At 69.2% G+C, this 18190-nt stretch carries 17 protein-coding genes; 10 read left to right on the forward strand and 7 right to left on the reverse strand.

The annotated features are described in order from the left end of the window. The first annotated feature begins 124 nt into the window (after nt 1-124). Nucleotides 125-433, forward strand: coding sequence for a hypothetical protein (locus PV721_RS29855; RefSeq protein ID WP_319729601.1), 309 nt, complete (start codon nt 125-127; stop codon nt 431-433). Nucleotides 434-1415: 982 nt separating this feature from the next. Here the strand turns inward: PV721_RS29855 and PV721_RS29860 are convergent. Then, entirely contained in the window at nt 1416-1847 is a 432-nt protein-coding gene (locus PV721_RS29860) for a DUF6283 family protein (protein ID WP_319729603.1), read from the reverse strand. A 760-nt stretch (nt 1848-2607) separates the two neighbouring features. Here PV721_RS29860 and PV721_RS29865 point away from each other — a divergent pair. The 8 genes from PV721_RS29865 to PV721_RS29900 all read left to right on the forward strand — a co-directional run bounded on the left by PV721_RS29865 (nt 2608) and on the right by PV721_RS29900 (nt 8599). Continuing rightward, nucleotides 2608-2982 carry a hypothetical protein gene (locus tag PV721_RS29865; protein ID WP_319729604.1) on the forward strand — a complete coding sequence of 125 codons (375 nt, stop codon included), beginning with the start codon at nt 2608-2610 and terminating at the stop codon, nt 2980-2982. A gap of 506 nt (nt 2983-3488) precedes the next feature. Further along, nucleotides 3489-4469 (forward strand): ABC transporter ATP-binding protein, encoded by a 981-nt coding sequence (locus PV721_RS29870; RefSeq protein ID WP_319729606.1) that lies wholly within the window; start codon nt 3489-3491, stop codon nt 4467-4469. Beyond that, the gene (locus tag PV721_RS29875; RefSeq protein WP_319729608.1) at nt 4466-5332 is read left to right on the forward strand and encodes a hypothetical protein; all 867 of its coding nucleotides are present in this window, start codon (nt 4466-4468) and stop codon (nt 5330-5332) included. Before PV721_RS29870 ends, PV721_RS29875 begins: the two co-directional genes overlap by 4 nt. Nucleotides 5333-5587: 255 nt before the next feature. Continuing rightward, nucleotides 5588-6577, forward strand: coding sequence for a hypothetical protein (locus tag PV721_RS29880; protein WP_319729611.1), 990 nt, complete (start codon nt 5588-5590; stop codon nt 6575-6577). Nucleotides 6578-6629: 52 nt separating this feature from the next. Then, the gene (locus tag PV721_RS29885; RefSeq protein WP_319729612.1) at nt 6630-6893 is read left to right on the forward strand and encodes a hypothetical protein; all 264 of its coding nucleotides are present in this window, start codon (nt 6630-6632) and stop codon (nt 6891-6893) included. A gap of 339 nt (nt 6894-7232) precedes the next feature. Further along, nucleotides 7233-7487, forward strand: coding sequence for a DUF6332 family protein (locus PV721_RS29890; RefSeq protein ID WP_319729614.1), 255 nt, complete (start codon nt 7233-7235; stop codon nt 7485-7487). A 43-nt stretch (nt 7488-7530) separates the two neighbouring features. Then, nucleotides 7531-8330 (forward strand): IS5 family transposase gene (locus tag PV721_RS29895; RefSeq protein ID WP_416371211.1). Its coding sequence is split into 2 segments (ribosomal slippage): nt 7531-7866 and nt 7869-8330, totalling 798 coding nucleotides; the frame shifts between segments, so codons are not numbered across the junction. A gap of 20 nt (nt 8331-8350) precedes the next feature. Next, nucleotides 8351-8599 (forward strand): hypothetical protein, encoded by a 249-nt coding sequence (locus PV721_RS29900; RefSeq protein WP_319729616.1) that lies wholly within the window; start codon nt 8351-8353, stop codon nt 8597-8599. Nucleotides 8600-8621: 22 nt separating this feature from the next. Here the strand turns inward: PV721_RS29900 and PV721_RS29905 are convergent, their stop codons facing one another. The 6 genes from PV721_RS29905 to PV721_RS29930 form a co-directional block, all read right to left on the reverse strand. Then, a complete protein-coding gene (locus tag PV721_RS29905; protein ID WP_319729618.1) occupies nt 8622-9293 on the reverse strand; it encodes a DUF5753 domain-containing protein in 672 nt (223 codons plus the stop codon). 17 nt (nt 9294-9310) lie between these two features. Further along, nucleotides 9311-9997 (reverse strand): hypothetical protein, encoded by a 687-nt coding sequence (locus tag PV721_RS29910; protein WP_319729619.1) that lies wholly within the window; start codon nt 9995-9997, stop codon nt 9311-9313. 140 nt (nt 9998-10137) lie between these two features. Then, entirely contained in the window at nt 10138-10782 is a 645-nt protein-coding gene (locus tag PV721_RS29915) for a hypothetical protein (RefSeq protein ID WP_319729622.1), read from the reverse strand. Between the two features lie 397 nt (nt 10783-11179). Continuing rightward, nucleotides 11180-13186: a tetratricopeptide repeat protein gene (locus tag PV721_RS29920; protein ID WP_319729624.1), complete on the reverse strand. Its 2007-nt coding sequence runs from the start codon at nt 13184-13186 to the stop codon at nt 11180-11182. 583 nt (nt 13187-13769) lie between these two features. Beyond that, entirely contained in the window at nt 13770-16370 is a 2601-nt protein-coding gene (locus tag PV721_RS29925) for a tetratricopeptide repeat protein (protein ID WP_319729626.1), read from the reverse strand. A 125-nt stretch (nt 16371-16495) separates the two neighbouring features. After that, complete coding sequence (locus PV721_RS29930; protein ID WP_319729628.1) at nt 16496-16951, reverse strand: hypothetical protein; 456 nt, start codon at nt 16949-16951, stop codon at nt 16496-16498. 388 nt (nt 16952-17339) lie between these two features. Between PV721_RS29930 and PV721_RS29935 the strand changes: the two genes are divergently transcribed. Further along, on the forward strand, nt 17340-17798 hold the full coding sequence (locus PV721_RS29935) for an ASCH domain-containing protein (RefSeq protein ID WP_319729631.1): 459 nt from the start codon (nt 17340-17342) through the stop codon (nt 17796-17798). Nucleotides 17799-18190: the final 392 nt, after the last annotated feature.

Below are 18190 nucleotides of genomic sequence, written 5' to 3' on the forward strand. Positions count from 1 at the left end.
CCCCTGCCCCCGCCGTGATCCTGCCCACCTCCCTTGATTCGGGACAGCCCGAAACGAGTCGAATCCCGCACCAGGGTCGACGGATTCTGTACCCGACAGCAAACCCGGAACAAAGGAGAACAGCATGCGCATCATGCGCAATGTCCTCGGGAGCGTGGGGCTCACCGCCGCGCTCGCACTCGGGATCACCCTCACCCCCGCCGCTGCCGCGGCTCCGGCAGCAACGCCGCCGGCCGCATCACCGGCCGTGGCCTCCCCGGTGTCGGCCAGCCAGCAGTTCGGGACGCTGGGGAACATGGAGTTCTACGACGACTTCTGGACCTTCGCGGAGTGCGACAGGTTCGGCCGATCCGGCATGTCGAAGGGCAAGTGGTGGGACTACGACTGCCAGGAGTCCTGGTTGGACTGGGACCTGTACGTCGCCTACTACTGAGCAGCGGGCGCTTGACGGCGTCGTCGCCCTGCCGCTGCAGGGTGGCGACGCCACAGTCCTTGGCGTTGCTGGCGGGGGCGTCGCCTCTCGTGCCCGCCGCGGCGGCCGTTGTACGGGGTGCGGCAGGACGGCGGTGCGGCGGCGGGCGTGCGAGCTCTTCCGACGGGACGCGTCCAGGCGGCCACGCGCCTGCAACACCCCGGCGCCGCGGCGAAGGCCCGGGGGCCGCTGCCGATGCGGCCGTGCTGCTGCGCCAGGCCGCCGCCCTGACCGGCACCCGTCCGTCGGCGGCCGGGCCGAAGTCCCGTACTGCGGGCCCGCAGCGGCCGACTCGGGTTTTCCCGCCGCGGTGGCCCCCGGCCCGCCGGTCCCGGCCGAGGCCGTGGTTCCCGCCGCTGGCAGCAGGTCGTCCCGGCCAAGACGGCGGGGGCGTGGCCGGTAGATGCCGAGTGCTGCTCCCCGGAGGACCGGGAGGACGGCATGGCGGCCGCCAGGAGGTCGGGTCCTTTCGCGGGTGCTGGCCGTTGTCGGCGCGGGTACGGCCTCGGTAAGACATGCCTCCCGGGTGGAAGGAGGAGGAGCGGTGAGCCCGCGGTAGTTCTACGCCGGTACCGTGCTTGGTCTCGTGTTGAGCGCCGCGGGCCGGGCGCACCAGCCGCCTTCCGGACTGCGGTGCCCGCTACGCCGGCTTGGGGGCCGGGTTGCGGCCGGGCCGCGTGGACGCTGCTCCTCGCCGCCGTGGTGGTCCTCGTGGTCACCTGCGTTCGTATGGCCTTCGGCCCTGGCCGGCCGTCCTGCCCTCCGGGTGTGTTTCCGGGGCCGTGGGTGCTGGAGTCGGAGGAGGTTCGCTCGTACGCCGCGAGGATCTTCGAGGGCCAGGGGCCTTAGGACTGGCTTGCCACGGACAGCGGGTCCCGGCCGTGACCGGTGTATCCGTGTGCGTGCTGCGGTAGGCGCACCGGCTCTTTCCCGCGGGGTTCTGTCATCGGAGGTCTTGGCGGGTGTGACTGATCTTTTCGATCATGCGTCGGGCGTTTTCGGTGGGTGTGGTGAGGCCTTTCTGGCCGTGGTCGGCGGCGTCGCTGCCGGAGAGGAACAGCGGTACTGGGGAGGTGTAGTCGGCCACGGCCTGGTGGGTGGCCGGGTCGATGCGGCCGTCGAGGACTGCCATACGTAGGGCGAGGAGGTTGTCGCTGTCGTGGCAGCCGGCCCAGCCGGCACAGATCCGTCTGCTGTCGTTGCCCGTGTCGCTCTGGTGGCATTGGAAGATGCGTGGGGGCTGGTCGGGGGTGTCGGCGTCGTAGGTCCGGAGCTTGTCGTATTCCTCGCTCGCCCAGATGCCGGCCGGTACATCGCGCCGGTAGGGGCAGCTTTCGCACGGACGCGGTGCTGGAGGGCGGATCGAGGAGGCCATGCGCCCCAGTATCGATGGCGGGGGTGTGGGCACGTCCCGTTTTGCCGGGGGATGGCTGTCCGGTGGCCGCCGGCTCGGTTCACGGCTGGGTTGCGGCTGCCCGTGCTCGTGCAGTGTGGGAGGCGGGCCTGTTGGTCGGCTCGCGCCAGTGGCCGCTGCTCGCCGCCCGCGTGCAGAGCATCGGCGAGACCACCGGCACCCGCACCGTCGCCCGCGACCTGGACCGCCTCACTACCGACGCCTCCTGGCAGGAAGCCTCCGGCACGGTCCTGGTCGGCTGCCAAGCACGCGCTGCGCGTGACCGACGTCTTGGGCAGCGAGGGCCCGCCGCAGGGCGATGCTTAGCACCGCCGACTTCACCGCGCGGTCGGTGCGGCTCGGCGGATGGCGACGTCCGCCGTAGACGGCTGGAGCACGCCCAGTCCAGGTGTACGGCCTGCAGGCCCGGTCCGCCGCACGGAATTCCGGGATTTCAAGCCATGGGCGGCGAATTTATGCCGCGGGTGAGGTATTTCTCGTCAATAGATTCAGGCATTCGGTGCGAACATAGGGTGCTGAATCCTGATATGCGCGTATTTACGCCTGATGGGAGTCGGGGTGGGATGTGGGGTGAATTTTGGAGGAACCGATGAGTGTTTTAAGCCGTTTGTTGCGGATAGTCTGGCTGGTTTGTGGCAGCCGCGAATCCGGCAGCTCTCGACGAAGGTTGATGGAGTCCTGACGCGTCGCTAAGTCCAACGTTTCCGCAGCGTGTCGGACCATGACTCATTTACGTGACCGTCAATTGATCATCTTCAGTCAGCTGGTTACGTTCTTCCAGTCATCCCCGGCCGATCTTCGGCGAAACGGGGGAAATGGCGGGGAAGAAGACCGCGACGCGTGGGCTGTGCGTGCAAAACATCGCCTGCGCTCCGGCATGCCTTCTTCGATCGCCAACGGCGAGACCGCGACCGCGAGCAAGTGGTCCGCGATCCGGGCCGCCCTCAGCAAGATCAGCGGCTTTGGCAAGGCCATCGGCAGCAACTTCGCCGTCTTCAAGGCGTGGTGGGACGGTCTGGAGTGGTGGCAGAAGCTTCCGGTCAACGCCATTGCCCCGGGGCTTACCGCCATCGACATCTGGAACGCCCTGCACTGATCGCAGCACGTTCTGCGGTAGCGAGTACTGACTGACTGGCAGGGGCTGGGTCTCACCGCGCATGCCCAGCCCCTGCCGGGGTCCAGGAAATGAAGGGGGACGGCTTCGATGGCCGAGACCGATCACACCTCGAAAGCAGCGACAGAAGCCACGTGGGCCCTGCCTCTTCTGGCGCTGGCGCCGCTCGCAGCGCTGAGAGTCATCACAGATCTCTCAACGCTCTGGCTCGCGCTGTCTTGGGCTCTGGTCACCCTGACCGTGCTTCTCCTGGCTGCAGGATGGCTCACCGTGCACCTCCACGGGACGCGGGGGCGCGCAGCATGGTGGACATGCGTCCTTGCGCATTCCGTGTTCGCCTGGCAGCTGACTGCTCTTGTGCTGCAGTAGTCGAACGGGAAAGAGGGGCGAACGGGGCCCCTCCGGCTCCCACGTCTGCCCAGGCTGCCCCGATGGCCCCGCTCCATGCGGCACACGCGACACAGAGCGCACATGAATGGTTCAACGACATGAGTACGGCACCGCTGCCGGCCAGCCACCACGACCTTGGCCGGCTCCTGGAGGAAACACCCCGAGTGCAAGAGGACAGCACCCTTGTTGAAGCCCAGGGCCTCGGCCGGTCTTTCGGCCCCAAACCAGTCCTGAGTGATGTCTCGTTCACCCTGCGCGCCGGTGAAGTAACTGGCTTCGGCGGTGCCAATGGTGCAGGGAAAACCACCGCGATTCGGCTGATGCTAGGCCTGCTGAGAGGGGAAGGGCGCACCCTGTACCTTGGCAGGCCGCTGCTCGAGTGGGGATCCCCGGGCTCCGTTGTGGGCGCTGTACTGGGTGGTGTGGCAGGGCATCCGGGTCACCGCGTACGCGCCCACCTACGCATGGTGGCAGCCGGATCCGGAGCCCACGAAGCACGCGTGGACGAGCTGCTGGAATCAGTGGGGCTCGCCGGCGCAACCAACCTCCGTCTGGCCGAGCTGTCGCTCGGCATGGCTCAGCGGGTGGGGATCGCTCAGGCCCTCCTCGGAGATCCTCCCGTGTTGATCCTCGACGAGCCCGCCAACGGCCTCGATCCCCATTCACTCCACTGGCTGCGGCACTTCCTGCGCGATCAAGCGGCCGCCGGCAAGGCGGTCCTGGTGTCAAGTCACCTCTTGGGCGAAATGGAGCAGTTGGCCGACCGTGTCCTGGTCCTCACCCGCGGGCGCATCGCGGCCACGGCAACGATGCGGGAGGTCGTGGAACATGCGGCTCGTCGGCGTAAGACGACCGTACAAGCCCCTGACCTGAATGTACTTTCCGACGTGATCGCGGCCCACGGTGGGCTCCTCGAACCCACAGGAGAACAAGACGCCACCATCACCGGACTGGACCGCGTCCAGATCGGCAATCTGGCACTAAAAGCCGGAGTGCCCCTGTACTGGCTCCACGAGGAGAAGCCTTCACTGGAGGACTTCTACCTCGACGTCGCGGAAGAGGAGTTCAAGATCTCGTGACACGCGCCACGATGGGGCCCCCGACGCCCATTGCACCCGCCAGCGCGTTCTTCAGGGCCTGCCTGTACGAATGGCGGCACCTGACCGCCCTCCGTTCGACCTGGGTCCTCCTCGGCGTCGTTGCCCTCCTCAGCCTGCTGACCGGCCTGAACGTTCTGCTGGACGCCGAAGGGCAGAACACTGCCAACCCGCTCATAGCGGCTGACTCGATCACCTGGGCTCCGCTGTCGACCCAAGTACCAGCCCTGTGCTTCTTCATGCTCGCCATCGGGACAGGACCGGTCTCAACCGATCTAGTCACCGGCGCCGCAAGAACGACCTGGCTGGCCGTGAACGGCCCCCGAACCGCATACACAGCGAAATGCACGGTCGGCTTCAGCGTCGCATGCGCCGTGGCGGCCACCAGCGTCTTGCTGGGAGCACTCTCCTACGCGGCAGCCCTGGCCCTCATCGGCGCTCCACAACCCGCCTGGCTCTCAGTCCTGCTGCCCGCCGTACGGTTCGTCGCCTGGATGGGATGCTGGGCACTGCTGTGCATGGCAGTGATCTCCCTGCTGCGCAGCCGGATCCTTCCCATCCTCATCCTGGTCCTGTGGCCGCTGATCGTCGAACGCCTCATTGGCGCCTTGCTGGGACGCCTCCCCTGCCTGGACGGTATCGGGAACTGGCTGCCCTTCGCTGCCGGCCGGGCGATGCTCACAGATGCCTCCGCCTACTCAGGTGAAGACCGCTCCTTCGTCAAGATGCTGATCGGATCCCACCTCTCACCCTCCGAAGCCACAGTGGTCTTCTTCCTGTACACGACGGTCATCGCCACAGCAGGACTCTGGGCCTACTGCCGCAGGGACCTCAAGACAATCTGACAAGGCCACACAAAGCCCTACCAGCACACCTCCGCCGGGGGATGGGCGCAACACCTCACTCATTGAGCGTTCTGCGCCGGCGGGGGTGTTCGTGAGTCGCGGATGCGCCTTCTCCATGCCCTACGTCCGGTACTCCGCTGACGCCAAGAAGCTCTACGACTACTGATGCCCCCTGCCCAACGCGGTGCCGGCCGTCGACTACCGGAAGCTGATGACCAGCATCGGATTCCCTAACCGCACCTCAGAGATGACCACGTGAAGATAAAGAGCTCGGTTCATGCTGCGCCGCTTACCACTGCACTGATAGCCGGTACGGTAATTCCGGCGTTCGCCGCCAGCGGGTCCGCCGTCTCCACGGCCGATCAGGCTGTGGCCGCAGTTCAGAGAGCCACTGGCACCACCGACGTTGCCGGTGACAGCACCAAGGGCACGGTGATGGCGACGGACCGGGGGTCTGTCATCGTGACCACCCCGGCCCGTGCTAAAAGGCGGGTGAGCGTGGCGGCTTCCGACGGCTCCGCTGTGACGTTAGGCCTGCCCGCTACGGTCGACGCCGTGGGTACCACCTCGGCGGCCGGTACCACCGTTTACCCCCACGCGGCCGCGCACACCGACCTTGCCACGCAGGCCACCGTCGGCGGCGGCGCTCGCGCCCTGGTCACCCTCAGGGACGCTGCCGCCCCCACCACGCAGCGCTTCGACCTCGGTCTCCCCGAGGGCGCCAGCCTGGTGGCCGATGGGAATGGCGGCTACGACATCGTCACCTCGGCCGGCGGCGCAGGCCTTGTCGCCCGGGGCCACATTGATGCCCCCTGGGCGAAGGACACCAACGGCAAGTCCGTTCCCACCAGGTACAGCCTCGAGGGCGACACCCTCATCCAGACCATTGAGACCGGCGCCGACACCGTCTTCCCCGTGGTGGCCGATCTCCACTACACCTGGGGCATCGTCAGCGGCACCGTGTATTTCAACAGGAACGAGACCAAGGTCCTCGCTCTCGGTGGAACCCTTGTGGATGGCTGCCGCACCAGGTCGCGGTCGTCGGGGGCCGGTCCCTCGCGGGGATCGCGGGGTACGCGGTCGCGACCGACCAGTGCATCAAGTTCAAGGTCAACCCCGCGATGGCGCCCCTGTCGCCCGCGGCAGCCGTGGCCGGAAGCGGTATCTACTGTGGCAGCGCCGGCGACGGATGCTGAAGGTAAACAGACCGGCAGCCAAGTGATCCCGAAGAGGGAGAACGGCTGATCCTGGCAGCCGAAGAGATGCATCTCGGCTTCCGATTTTGAAAGGTTGCGGAATGAACACTCTCACCGCTCTGGCGTCGGCCGCTTTCGGCTCCACGGTATATCTCACGGCTTTCTCGGCAGTTAAATGGCTGAACCAGCTGAACCCTAAGGCCAAGGTTGTTGGTCTGATGGTGACCGGCTTGGTTGTGTGCGCAGTTATCGGGCTTATCGTGATCGCAAGCAAGAGCGTCGTAGCCGGGTTCATCGTGGGTGCGGTCCTGACACCGCCTGTCCACCGAACCCTGCAGCGACGCAAGCAGGTCGCCGGTTCTTGACCGTACGGTCCCTGCTGCCCGCTGTGCCCCGGCCTCATGAGGTCGGGGCACAGCTGCGAACTGGCCCTGCTCAGCTGGCCGCGCTCAGCCGTCTGCTGTCAGCGCGTGCAATCGAGCTGCAGTCATGCGGTCGTGGTTGGGGAGTCGGGTCGCGTTGCCGTCGCGCCCAGCCTGGTCGCAGCGGTCCTGGCACGGCTGGAAGCGCGAGTCGTCGACGGCCCCGCCACGGCCCGCGGTCCCTCTGCCTAAGAAGTCATCTCAATTGGCGATCAAGCCGCCCGTACAAATCGGAGGCCAGGCGCAGGCCCGGTGTCTTGACCGCGATGTGAGACTTGCACCATGGACATGGGGCGTGAGTCGCGGTGGGAAAAAGACGCAATGACGGTGGAGATTGCTTTCGCCCTGGTGACTGCCGCCGTGCTGGCTGGAGTGATCTTTGCTGCCGCCTGGGTTCTCGTCCTGGTCCTTGACCTCTCTGGATCGGTAGGGAGAGGCATGTTGGTAGGGGGTGCACTGCTCGGAGCGGTGATCGGAGTATGGCGTCTGGTACGGGTGCTGCTTCGGTTCGACGAGCAGCGCCGAATGGGCCACTGACTACGGCCCCTTCCCTTGCGGTCGGTAGCCTCCCGGCGTGGGGATCGTTGAGCGGTTGGTGCCGGATGAGTTGTGGGAGTTATTCCAGCGGGTGGTGCCGGAGGCGCCGTCGCGGCCGCAGGGCGGTGGTCGGCGTCGGCATGGCGACCGGGAAGTGCTGGCGGCGATCGTGTTCGTGGCCACGTCGGGTTGTACCTGGCAGCAGCTGCCTTCGGCGTCGTTCGGGCCGTCCGGGGCGACCGCCCACCTGCGGTTCTCGGAGTGGTCGAAGGCCAGGGTGTGGGCCAAGCTCCACCGCGTGGTCCTCGACGAGCTCGGCGCCCGCGGTGAGCTGGACTGGTCGCGGTGCGCGATCGACTCGGTGAACATGAGGGCCTTGAAAAGGGGGGCCTGACAGGTCCGAATCCTGTCGACCGGGGCAAGTACGGCTCGAAGATCCATCTGATCACGGAACGGTCGGGTCTGCCCATATCCGTCGGCATCTTCGGGGCCAGCCTGCACGACAGCCAGGCCCTGATCCCGCTCGTGAAGGGCATTCCGCCGATCCGCTCGCGCCGCGGCCGACGTCGGCGCAAGCCCAGCAAACTCCACGCCGACAAGGGATACGACTACCGCCACCTGCGGCAATGGCTCTCCCGTCGGGGCATCCGGCACCGCATCGCCCGCAAGGGTGTCGAGACCTCTCAGCGGCTCGGCCGGCACCGCTGGACCATCGAACGCACTATGGCCTGGCTCGCCGGCTGCCGCCGCCTCCACCGACGCTACGAACGCAAGGCCGACCACTTCCTCGCCTTCACCAGCATCGCGTGCACCCTGATCTGCTACCGCCGACTCGCCAATTGAGATGACTTCTTAGAGGTGACATGACGGCAGTGCCAGGCACCCCGGCGCGCGCCGGCCCCGGCAAGCCCGCCGGACCGGTCGGCCGTGGTTGGGCCCCGACCGGTCCGGCAGGTATCGATCCGTCCGTACGCAAGACGGTCGAGCAGATCGTCCAGGCGGTCCGCGACGGCAACGACGCGGCCATCCGGACCCTGCTGACCGACCTGGCCGCCGTCGCCGACACCGCAGCCCTGCTGTACCTGCGCGAGCGGCTGTACGCGACGCAGTGACCTGCGGCCGATGCGGCGGCGATCACGCCCGGCCGGGCAGCGATACGGCGCCCAGCAGCTCCTCAGCGGCGCGGGTGATGAAGTGGCGGGTGCGCTCCGGGTCCAGGGCCTGCGCCTGAAGGTGGTCGAACATGGCACTGAAGTGCCGCACGTCGGATCGTTTCTCCAGGTAGAGGTCGCTGGTGAACCGCTCCAGATACACCATCCCCGCCCCGGGAGCGTCCGGGAAGTCGAGGATGGAGAACTGTCCCGAGACGCCCGGGTGGCCTCCCGCGCTGTGCGGGAGGACCTGCACGGTGACATGCGGCTGCGCGCCGATGCGGTTCAGGTACTCAAGCTGCTCGCGCATGATCTGCGGGCTGCCGACGACGCGGCGCAGTCTTCGTAAGCCCGGTGCAGCACGAAGGAATGCAGTCAGTGGTCCGGGCCGCCGACGAAGAGTGGGCCCGGCGCCAGCGCCCGCCGGAAACGCCCTGCTGGCGCGCGGGAGCAGTGGCTCGCCGTCATTGCCCGGCCCTTGTCCACGGCTCGTTTCAGCCAAAAAGAGGCCGACAACATCTGCCCCTGCTAATGGAGTTGCGTCGATCAGTCGCCCCGAACGGGTAGTCTCGGCGCCGCCCGGAGCGTCAGCTTCGATCTGACCGAACGGGCCCGCTCTTCGGACTCGGTCTCGCTGCGGCCTGAACCCTTGCAAGGGTTCCGCGAGAATCCTCAGGTTATGCAGATGTACCCCACACTGAGCCGGCTGGTGCGAGTCGCGTTTTCCACGATCAGATAGAACTTCTTGTGGCCCAGCCAGAAGGTGCCACTGAGCCGGACCGCGACCTTCTGGCCCATCTCGATGGTCCCCGAGGCGGGGGTCACCACGACGCCCGGCGCAGTCTTCTGGTTCGTGCGTTCCGGCAGCGTTCCGTACTCGGGCTTCTGTTCCGGGTAGGCGAATTCGGCGAGGACGGCGTACGCCTTGAAGGAAGCCCTTTCCCCCTCAGGGAGCACGTAGAAGCCGGCCCCAGGGTTGAGTGTCCCGCAGTTGAGGAATTCGTCCCCGTTGCTCTTCGGCTTGCCGGGCCGCAGGCTGCCCCGGGTGAAGAGCCTGCCCTGCAGACCCTCCTCGAACGGCTTGACCTGATCGCCGCCCGCGGGTGGCTGAGGAGGCTTGGCTTTCAGGTCCTGCTTGTCCGGCGGCTTGACCGGGAGCGTGCCTGGGTTCTTGTGCGCTGGTGCCGAGGGTGTCGCCGTGGACTCCGCGCGCCCGTTGCTCTGGGACGGGGAACCACCTGAGGAACTGCCCGAGGACCGAGGCGCAGAACCGCCCGATGAGCCTCCGGAGGGGCCTGCCGAGGACAGTCCGTCCTGACACGCCGTCACCGACACCGTCAGCATCGTCACCAGCGCCATGCTGGCTCGTACCCTCACCCCACGTCGTGACATGACCCCGAGTGTGAGGCCTGCCGGCTGATCGCCTCAAGGAAGGAGCAAGCGTAGCTGAAGCGTAGAAAACCTCTCGTCGGCTACCACCGCCACCGGCGACGCCGTTGTCATGTGCCCAGCGGCACAGGGGAGACACCGGTCCGCAGGGCCCGGCAGTCGGCGCAGTTGCGCTCGTAGGCGTACTGTCCGGCGACGCAGCTCATGAACTTGGTGCAGTCGTAGGGGTGGATGTAGTTGCCGTCGGGCTTGCCCCTGCAGTCGTAGAAGTCGACCAGCCGGGAGCCCGCGCGCTGCTCGCCGGCGATGGCGAGGGTCCGGCCGGCGAGGGTGACGCCCGCTGCCACGATCAGGCCCGCGCCGAGCTGGAGGAACCGCTTGCGGTCCACTCCCGCACCGGCTGGCGAGTAGCGGCGGCCGCGGACGTCTCCCAGCGTGGGGTGGTTCAGGACGTCCCACACCGCGTACGAGGCGGGCAGGCGGGCCGCAGGGCGCGCGACCGGTCCGAACCAGATGCGGCCCGGGCCTGCACGGCGGCGAAGTCGAGCCGGCCGCTGCTCCAGCTCACCGACTCGCCGTCCAGGACGGTGCCCGCTGGCAGCTGCATCCGTGCGACGGCGCCGGACGGTCTCCTCGGTGCGCTCCATCACGACGCGGTGGCCGTCGAACTTCGGCTCGTACCACCACACCCCGACCGCGCCGTGCGGCAGGCGGGGCACGGCTTGGGCGAGGGCGAGCGGCACGGGCAACTCCATGCCGCCACCCTCAGCGGCACGTTACACGAGCACCCATGAAGCAGACGGACGCCGTGCTCTGCCGTGACCCCGCAGCTCAGGCTTGCCGGCCGCCGATGCCGCTTTGGCCGCTTTGGCCGCTTGTGTGAGGAATACCCCGGCGAGCGCCTCCTACGAGTGGATCTCCCGGCTACCCGGCTTACGGGTCCCCGGTCGTTGACACAGTCACAAAATGAGTGAGTAGCCCGAGGCCCGCTGGGTCACCGCCGAGGAGTTCACCGGACTGCGCCCCACGTTCGCCGGCGACCGTCCCTTCTTCGACGATGTGCTGCCGACGCTGGGACATCAGGTCCCCGAGGAGCCTGTGCAGAACTGACTCCCCACCGCGCCGGCCACTCCGCTCCGGCTACTTCGCCGCTCAGTGTTCGTGCGTCACCTGAGCCAGCAGCTCACGGACCTCCCGCAGGCTCATCCGCGTACCGGGGTCGGAGTCCCGCTCCTCGATCTGCGCGAAGTGCTGTTCGGCCGTGGCCAGGTCGCCGCGGCGCCGGGCCAGTCGGCCGGCGAGGCGGTGGCCGGCGAGGTGGCCCGGGTACTCGGCGAGGATGTCCGCGACGAGTGGCGCGGCCTCCTCGTCGCGCTCCGCCTCGACGAGCAGCTCGGCCAGCTCGGGACGGGGATCGACGCGCCGTTCGAGCGGTCCGCGCGGTGGGTCGAAGTCGCCGGAGCGCTCCACCGCGCGGCGCAGCCACTGTTCGGCCTCCGCGGTGCGTCCGAGCCGGCGCAGCGCCCTGCCGAGGTGGTACGCCGCCTCGGGGATGTCGTTCTCCCACGCCTTCACGAGCCACCGCTCGGCCTCGGCGTACCGCCCCCAGCGCACCATGCTGCGACCGGCCAGGAACGCGGGCCGCGCCAGACCGCCCTCGGCGGCGCGCACATACCAGCGCTCCGCGAACTGCGGGTCGCCGCCCCGCTCTCCGGAGGTCCAGCCGACGCCCCAGGCTGCCCTCACGTGACCGAGCTCCGCGGCCTTCAGCGTCCAGATGCCGGCGGCCCGCTTGTTCTTCGCGTGGGTGTGGATCCCGGCCAGGCTGTACGCAGCCCCCGCGTCCCCGGCCTCGGCGGCCGGCTCGAAGTACGGCACGAGCAGGGTCTCGTCGGCCTGGCAGCCCTGCAGCATGCGGCCGAGCTCGAGCAGTCCGCGCGGAGTGCCGGTCTTGCGGTACCAGTCGGCGGCGTCGGGCAGCCGGTAGAGACGGTCGAGTGCATCGGCGTACGCGAAGCACTCCTCGGCACCGCCGGACTCCGCGGCCGCCCGCAACTCGGGCAGGCGCGCCGCGAGTTCGGGGTCGGGCAGCCGGGCGGGGTCGGCGCGAATCGCCGCGATCTCCTCGAGCTGCTCGACGAACATCTTGGGCAGGCCGCCGTACTGATCGTTCTCGTTCTCGTCCTCGGTGTCGCCGGTGAGACGCAGCCATCGCTCGGCCTCGTCCAGCCGCCGCTGCATGATGCCGATCAGACCGAGGTAGAAGCGGGCGTAGTCGTGACCATCGGGTGCTGCGGCCGCCGTCTCGAACCAATGCTCGGCCGTGCGCTGGTCACCGCGCTCGAAGGCCCAGACACCCAGGACGTAGGCCGCACCCGAGTAGCCGAGCTCGTGCGCCCGTACGGCCAGGGCGCGCGCCTCCTCGATCCGGTCGCTGTCGCGGGCCACCAGGATGGCCTGCTCAATCAGGGCCTGGTGCGAGCCGACCGCCGCAGCTCGCGCGTAGAGAGCCTCCGCCGCGCGGATCGTGCTCGGGTAGTACGTGAACATGCCCGCGTACTCCGGGTCCCGCAGCGGACTCAGCGCCTCGAACGCGGCCTCGGCGTCCCCGTCCGCCTCCGCCCGCGCGAGCCGCTCCTCCCAGAGCTCAAGGTCGTCGACGATGTTCTCGATCACCTGACGGGCCGAGGCCGCCTTACGGTCACCCAGCTCGGCCGCCTCGTCCAGCTGCGCCTGTGCTTCGGCGAAGGCACCGTGGCGGGCGGCCTTGAGCACCGCGCCGTTGGTGAGGCTCTGGACGTGGCCGAGTGCGGCTCCCCGCGCGTACCACTCCTGTGCTCCGTCCTGGTCGCCGGACTCTTTCAGGAGTGTGGCGAGCCCAAAGGCGCAGCCGCCGTCACGGTCGGCAGCGCTGCGGTACCAGCGCTCGGCTTCGGCGAACTCCCAGCGGTCCTTGTGGCAGATCGCGAGCGTGCGCGCCGCATCTGCGTCCCCGTGCTCGGCGGCCTTGGCCCACCAGGGCAGGGCCTGGTCCATCCGGCCGCTCTTGCCGAGGAATGTGGCGTAGGCGCGGTACGCGCCGTCCTGTCCGGCCTCGGCAGCGGCCGCCAACTCGGCTTCCTGGTCGCGTATGTGCTCATGCGTTTCCCCGTGTGTCATTCCGTGATCGTGTCAGGCGGCCACGGCCGGGGCGGATACGGGGGTGCCGGGGCGTGGGCCCGACGTGCGGCTCAGGGCCGCTGCAGCCAGATCAACGAGGCCACGACCAGCGCTTCGACACCGGTGCTGAGCGTCGGTTCGATCAGCGGAGCGAAATGCGGTGAAAATGGTTGGCCGGCAGCCGGTCGATGTCCCCACGGGCCATCCCGCGCCTTCGACCTCGTGGTCGGGGTCGACGGCCTCCACTCCACCTTACGGCGCCTGGCCTTCGGTCCGGAGGAGCGTGAAGAACAGCGGTCGCGACCTCGGCCTCGGACGCGAGGAACACCCGCTGCTCGGCCGCCGGGTCCGCGACATCGCCGCCGGCATCGAGGGTGAACTGATGGCCGTCGTCCGCGAGGAGGTCGCCACCCACGCCGGACCGCGCTGGACCCGCCGCGCCTACATCCGCCCCCGGCGGGCGGTCGCGAACTGCCGACCGCCCTGGGCAACATCGAACCCCTGCAAGCGCCCTGACCGCTCCGCATTCGGGCGGAAGCGGGGGCGCCAAGGCCATCCGCCGTCGGGGCCAGGCCCGCGTGTACTACGCGACGGGGAGGTCGTTACCGAACACTGCCTCTGCCCCGCCTGTCTCTCCCCGCCAGTGGGCGAGGTTGTGTCGGGTGGTGAGGGTGTGGGGGTGGTCCGGGCCCAGCACCCGCATTCGGTCGGCCAGCAGTTCGGCGAGCGCGGCGGCGGCGCCGGCCGGATCCCCCGCCCGCCCCTGCCAGTGGGCAAGGTCGTGGCGGGTGGTGAGGGTGTCGGGGTGGTCCGGGCCCAGCACCCGGAGCCTGTCGGGGAGCAACTGTTCGAAGTCGGCGGCGGCGCCGTGTGCATCGCCTGCCCGGCCCCGCCAGTAGGCGAGGTCGTGTCGGGTGGTGAGGGTGTCGGGGTGGTCCGGGCCCAACACCCGAACCCTGTCGGGCAACAACTCGGCGAGCGAGGCGGCGACACCATCCGCTTCCCCTGCCTCCCCCCGCCACCGGCCAAGGCTGTGGCGGGTGGTGAGGGTGTCGGGGTGGTCCGGGCCCAGCACCCGGAGCCTGTCGGGCAGCAGCTGCTCGAAGTCGGCGGCGGCGCCGTGTGCATCGCCTGCCCGGCCCCGCCAGTAGGCGAGGTCGTGTCGGGTGGTGAGGGTGTCGGGGTGGTCCGGGCCCAGCACCCGCAGCATGTCGGGCAGCAACTGTTCGAAGTCGGCGGCGGCACCGTCTGCATCTCCCGCCCGCCCCCGCCAGTGGGCAAGGTCGTGTCGGGTGGTGAGGGTGTCGGGATGGTCCGCGCCCGACACCCGCAGCCTGTCGGGCAGCAAATTCTCGAAATCGGCTGCAGCACCATCTGCATCCCCCGCCTCCCCCCGCCACCGGGCGAGGCTGCTCCGAACGCTGAGGGTGTCGGGATGGTCCGGGCCCAGCACCCGCAGCATGTCTGCCAGCAACTGCTCGAAGTCGGCGGCGCCGTCCATATCTCCCGCCCGCCCCCGCCAGTAGGCAAGGTTGTGCCGAGCGGTGAGGGTGTAGGGGTGGTCCGGGCCCAGCACCTGCAGTCTGTCCTCCAGCAACTCGGCGAGCGAGGCGGCTGCTGCTGCTGCGTCTCCCGCCTGCCCCTGCCAATGGGCGAGGTTACTGCGTGCGGCCAGGGTGTTGGGGTGATCCGGGCCCAGCACCCGGAGCGTGTCCTCCAGCAACTGCTCGAAGTCGGCGGCGCCGTCCGCATTTCCCGCCCGCCGCCGCCAGTAGGCGAGGTTGTACCTGGCGGCGAGGGTGTTGGTGTGGTCCGGGCCGAGGCGCGTGTGCGCGGTGTCGGCGAGGTGGCGGAAGTACGCGGTGGCGGCGGTGACCTGGCCGGCCTCGCCAAGGCTTGCACCGGTGCGGTAGAGCACGGTGTGGGCCTCGGGCTGATAGAGGGCTTCTGGCGCGTGGCGGGTGAGGGCGGCGGTGTTGGCGCGCAGGGCCCGGGCAAGGGCGGTGTCCCGTTCCACGTCGGGCCAGGTGGCGGTCAGGGCGTCGGCGGCGGTACGCGCGAGCCGGTCGTGCCGGTCGGTGGGCAGGGGTTCCCGGACGGCACGCTGGATCAGCTGGTGCACGTGGACGGCCTGCTGGGGGGTTCCGGGGGTGTGGTCGATCAGGCTCAGCCGGTGCAGCACCCGCAGTGTGTCGTACGCCTGCTCCGCGGTGATGGGCGCGGCCGGGTCGTTGCCTGGTGTGCTGTGGGTGCGGTGTTCGGCGAGGAAGGCCAGCACGGGTGGGCTGGTCAGGACGGGGGCGGGGATGCCGTTGGGGTCGAGCATCGCGGCGACTTCGAGCATGGGCCGGGCCAGGCCGGCCGGTCGGAGTCGGTCGGCGCGGTCGATGGACAGCGACCAGGCCGCGGCGGTGCTGGTGGTCTGGTCGTCGGGCAGGGCGTCGGTATCGGGAAGCAGGTCGGCCAGGCGGCGGGTGTGGTCGGCCAGGCGCCGGCGGTAGGTGGCGCAGTCCAGTTCGGCGTCGATGAGGTAGGCGGCCGCCTGGGACAGGGCCAGGGGGAGGTGGCCGAGGTCGGCGGCCAGGTGCGCGAGGTGCTGGTCGGGTTCGTGGCGGTCGCGTTCGGCGAGGGCCGCCCGCAGGTACGAGGTGGCCTCGTCGGGGGTGAACATGCCTACCGGTACCTGGCGTCGGCCGGGGCCGCTGAGGGCGGCGTCGCGCCGGCGGGTGGTGACCACCGTGGCGCCGTGCGGGCTGTCCGGCGGCCACAGACCGGAGAGGTCGGCGGGGGCGGACACGTCGTCCAGGACGATCAGCCAGCGCCGTGGCGTCGCCGTGGCCCGGGGTTCGAGCCAGGCCAGGAACGCCCTTGCGGCATCCTCGGGGTTCTCCGGGGGCACGGGCAGGACCTCGGCAGCGGCCTGCGCGTACCCGGACATGATCGCCGTCCGAGTGCTGGCGGTGATCCAGATCAGGAGTTCCGCGGCACCCGAGTGCCAGGCGCGGCGCGCGTGGTCGGCGGCGAGCTGCGTCTTGCCGACTCCGCCCGCACCGGCCAGTACCTGGCCGACGAGGACCGCGGTGTCCCCGTCAGCCAGGGCCGCGCCGACCTGGTCCGCCGCGTGGCGGAGCTGGAAGCAGTCGGCACGCCGCGGGATCACGCCGACCTGGTGCGGCCAGGACACCAGGGGGCGCGTGGTGGGGAAGTAGTTGTTCTGCGTGCTGTGGTCGCCGTACTGGCCGGCGGCGGGTCCGTTGAACGTGTTCCCGCCGCTTCCTCGAATGTCTTCGGGGTCGGCGGCGGGGCCGTTCAGGACCCGGTCCCGAAGTGGTTGTCCATCCGGCTGTTGTCCCCGGTCTGGAAGGCGGTGGGGCCGTTTAAGACGTTGCCCGCAACACCACTGCCGCCGCCTGTGTGCGTGGACTGTTCGTCGATCAGGGCTCGCAGTCCCTCGGCGAGGCGGGCGCGTTCGTGCGTATCGCTCACGCTCTCCAACAACACCTCGAAGCGGGTTTGCCAGGAAGCCTCCTGACGGATCCGTACCCGGTCCGCCTCGGCTGGCTCCAGCTCCCGCAGGGCGGTGGCCGTCCGGTCCAGGCGTTCCAGCTCCGCCTGCTCCAGCGCCGGATCCCCGCGGCCCAGCAGCCGGGCCACCCGGGACCGCAGCCCGTTCCACGCGTCAGTACCCGCCGCCTGCACCACCGCGGTGCCGCCTGCCACGGCCACTGCCGCCAACGCCGCCTCCAGCATCCCCACCACCCCCACGCTCGCGTTTCCGTTCCCGCGACCGTACCGCCGCCCCGGCACGCAGGCAGCGATCGCGCGAGAATGCCCGACAACCACGCGCCTGTCCCTGCGCCCAGGCCGGGGTGCGGGGTCGCAACCAGCAGACAGGACTGGACACCGCTACGGCCTGACCAGCGGCGCCCGCGTACGAAGCCCGACTCCAGCGAGATCGTCGTACTTCTGCCGACCCGGTAAGCAGGGTTGGGATGCGCTCCGTGGGCTCGTATCGGGTTCGCGATGACCTGCTGCCCCGACCGCAGGCCCTGACGGCCGGACGGCGAGCGGGGCGCAAATGCTTGTGTTGCCCTCACCGTGTCACGCCCCACGCCTGTCGACTTTGTGTGGAATGTGCCGTTACTGTGCTCTCATGTCGTCTGACCCCGCCTCAGGCCCCGCCGACTTCGCCTCCATGGACAGGGCGGAGTTCGCCTTCCCCGGTCCCCTGCGCGACCGGCTCGTCGCGGCGATCCTTGACGGTTCGAAGACCTCCACGACTACGCTCGTCGTCGACTACGAGCACGAGGGAGAACCCCTGCCGGAAGTCGGGAGTCGTTCGGTGGTCATCGACTCAGACGAACGTCCGGTCGCGATCATCGAGGTGACCGGAGTGCGCGTCGCCCCACTGGCACAGGTAGACCTCGCGCACGTCGTGGACGAAGGGGAGGGGGACACCAGCGTGGCCCAATGGCGTGCGGGCCACGAGGAGTTCTGGCACAGCGAAGAGATGCGTGCCGCGTTGGAGGACCCCGAGTTCACCGTGAACGACGCGACGCCAGTGGTCCTGCAACGCTTCCGCCTCATCACCGACCTGCGCCCCGCCCCTTGACCATGCGCCTATCGCTTAAAACTCCTGACGAAATGATCTTCGGGTGGGGCGGCCTGGAAAAGGCGGTGCAGAAGGCGTTCACCCGCCCCGCGCCCAAGGGCGCGGGCAGGTAGCTGGTCAAGCAGCTCAAGGGCACGAAGTCGGTCGCTGAAGCGCTTGGGTTCTTCCGCCGGCAGGTGGAGGGGTACGTTGCAGGGCCAGGCCAAGGAGCCGCCCGTTGACCTCGACCAGCGACCAGCGGCTCCTGTACGAGGCGGACGTCGATCTGGCCGGTCCGATCGCGGACTAGCTGGATTGATCACGAGCGTTGTTAACAGTGTCGGGTCTTGATCATGGCGAAGACCTCCGGTGTGGTGGAGGTGTCTAGGCTCCACACCACGCACGGAGGTCTT

This window comes from Streptomyces sp. MB09-01 (genome assembly GCF_033794505.1).
Taxonomy (GTDB): domain Bacteria; phylum Actinomycetota; class Actinomycetes; order Streptomycetales; family Streptomycetaceae; genus Streptomyces.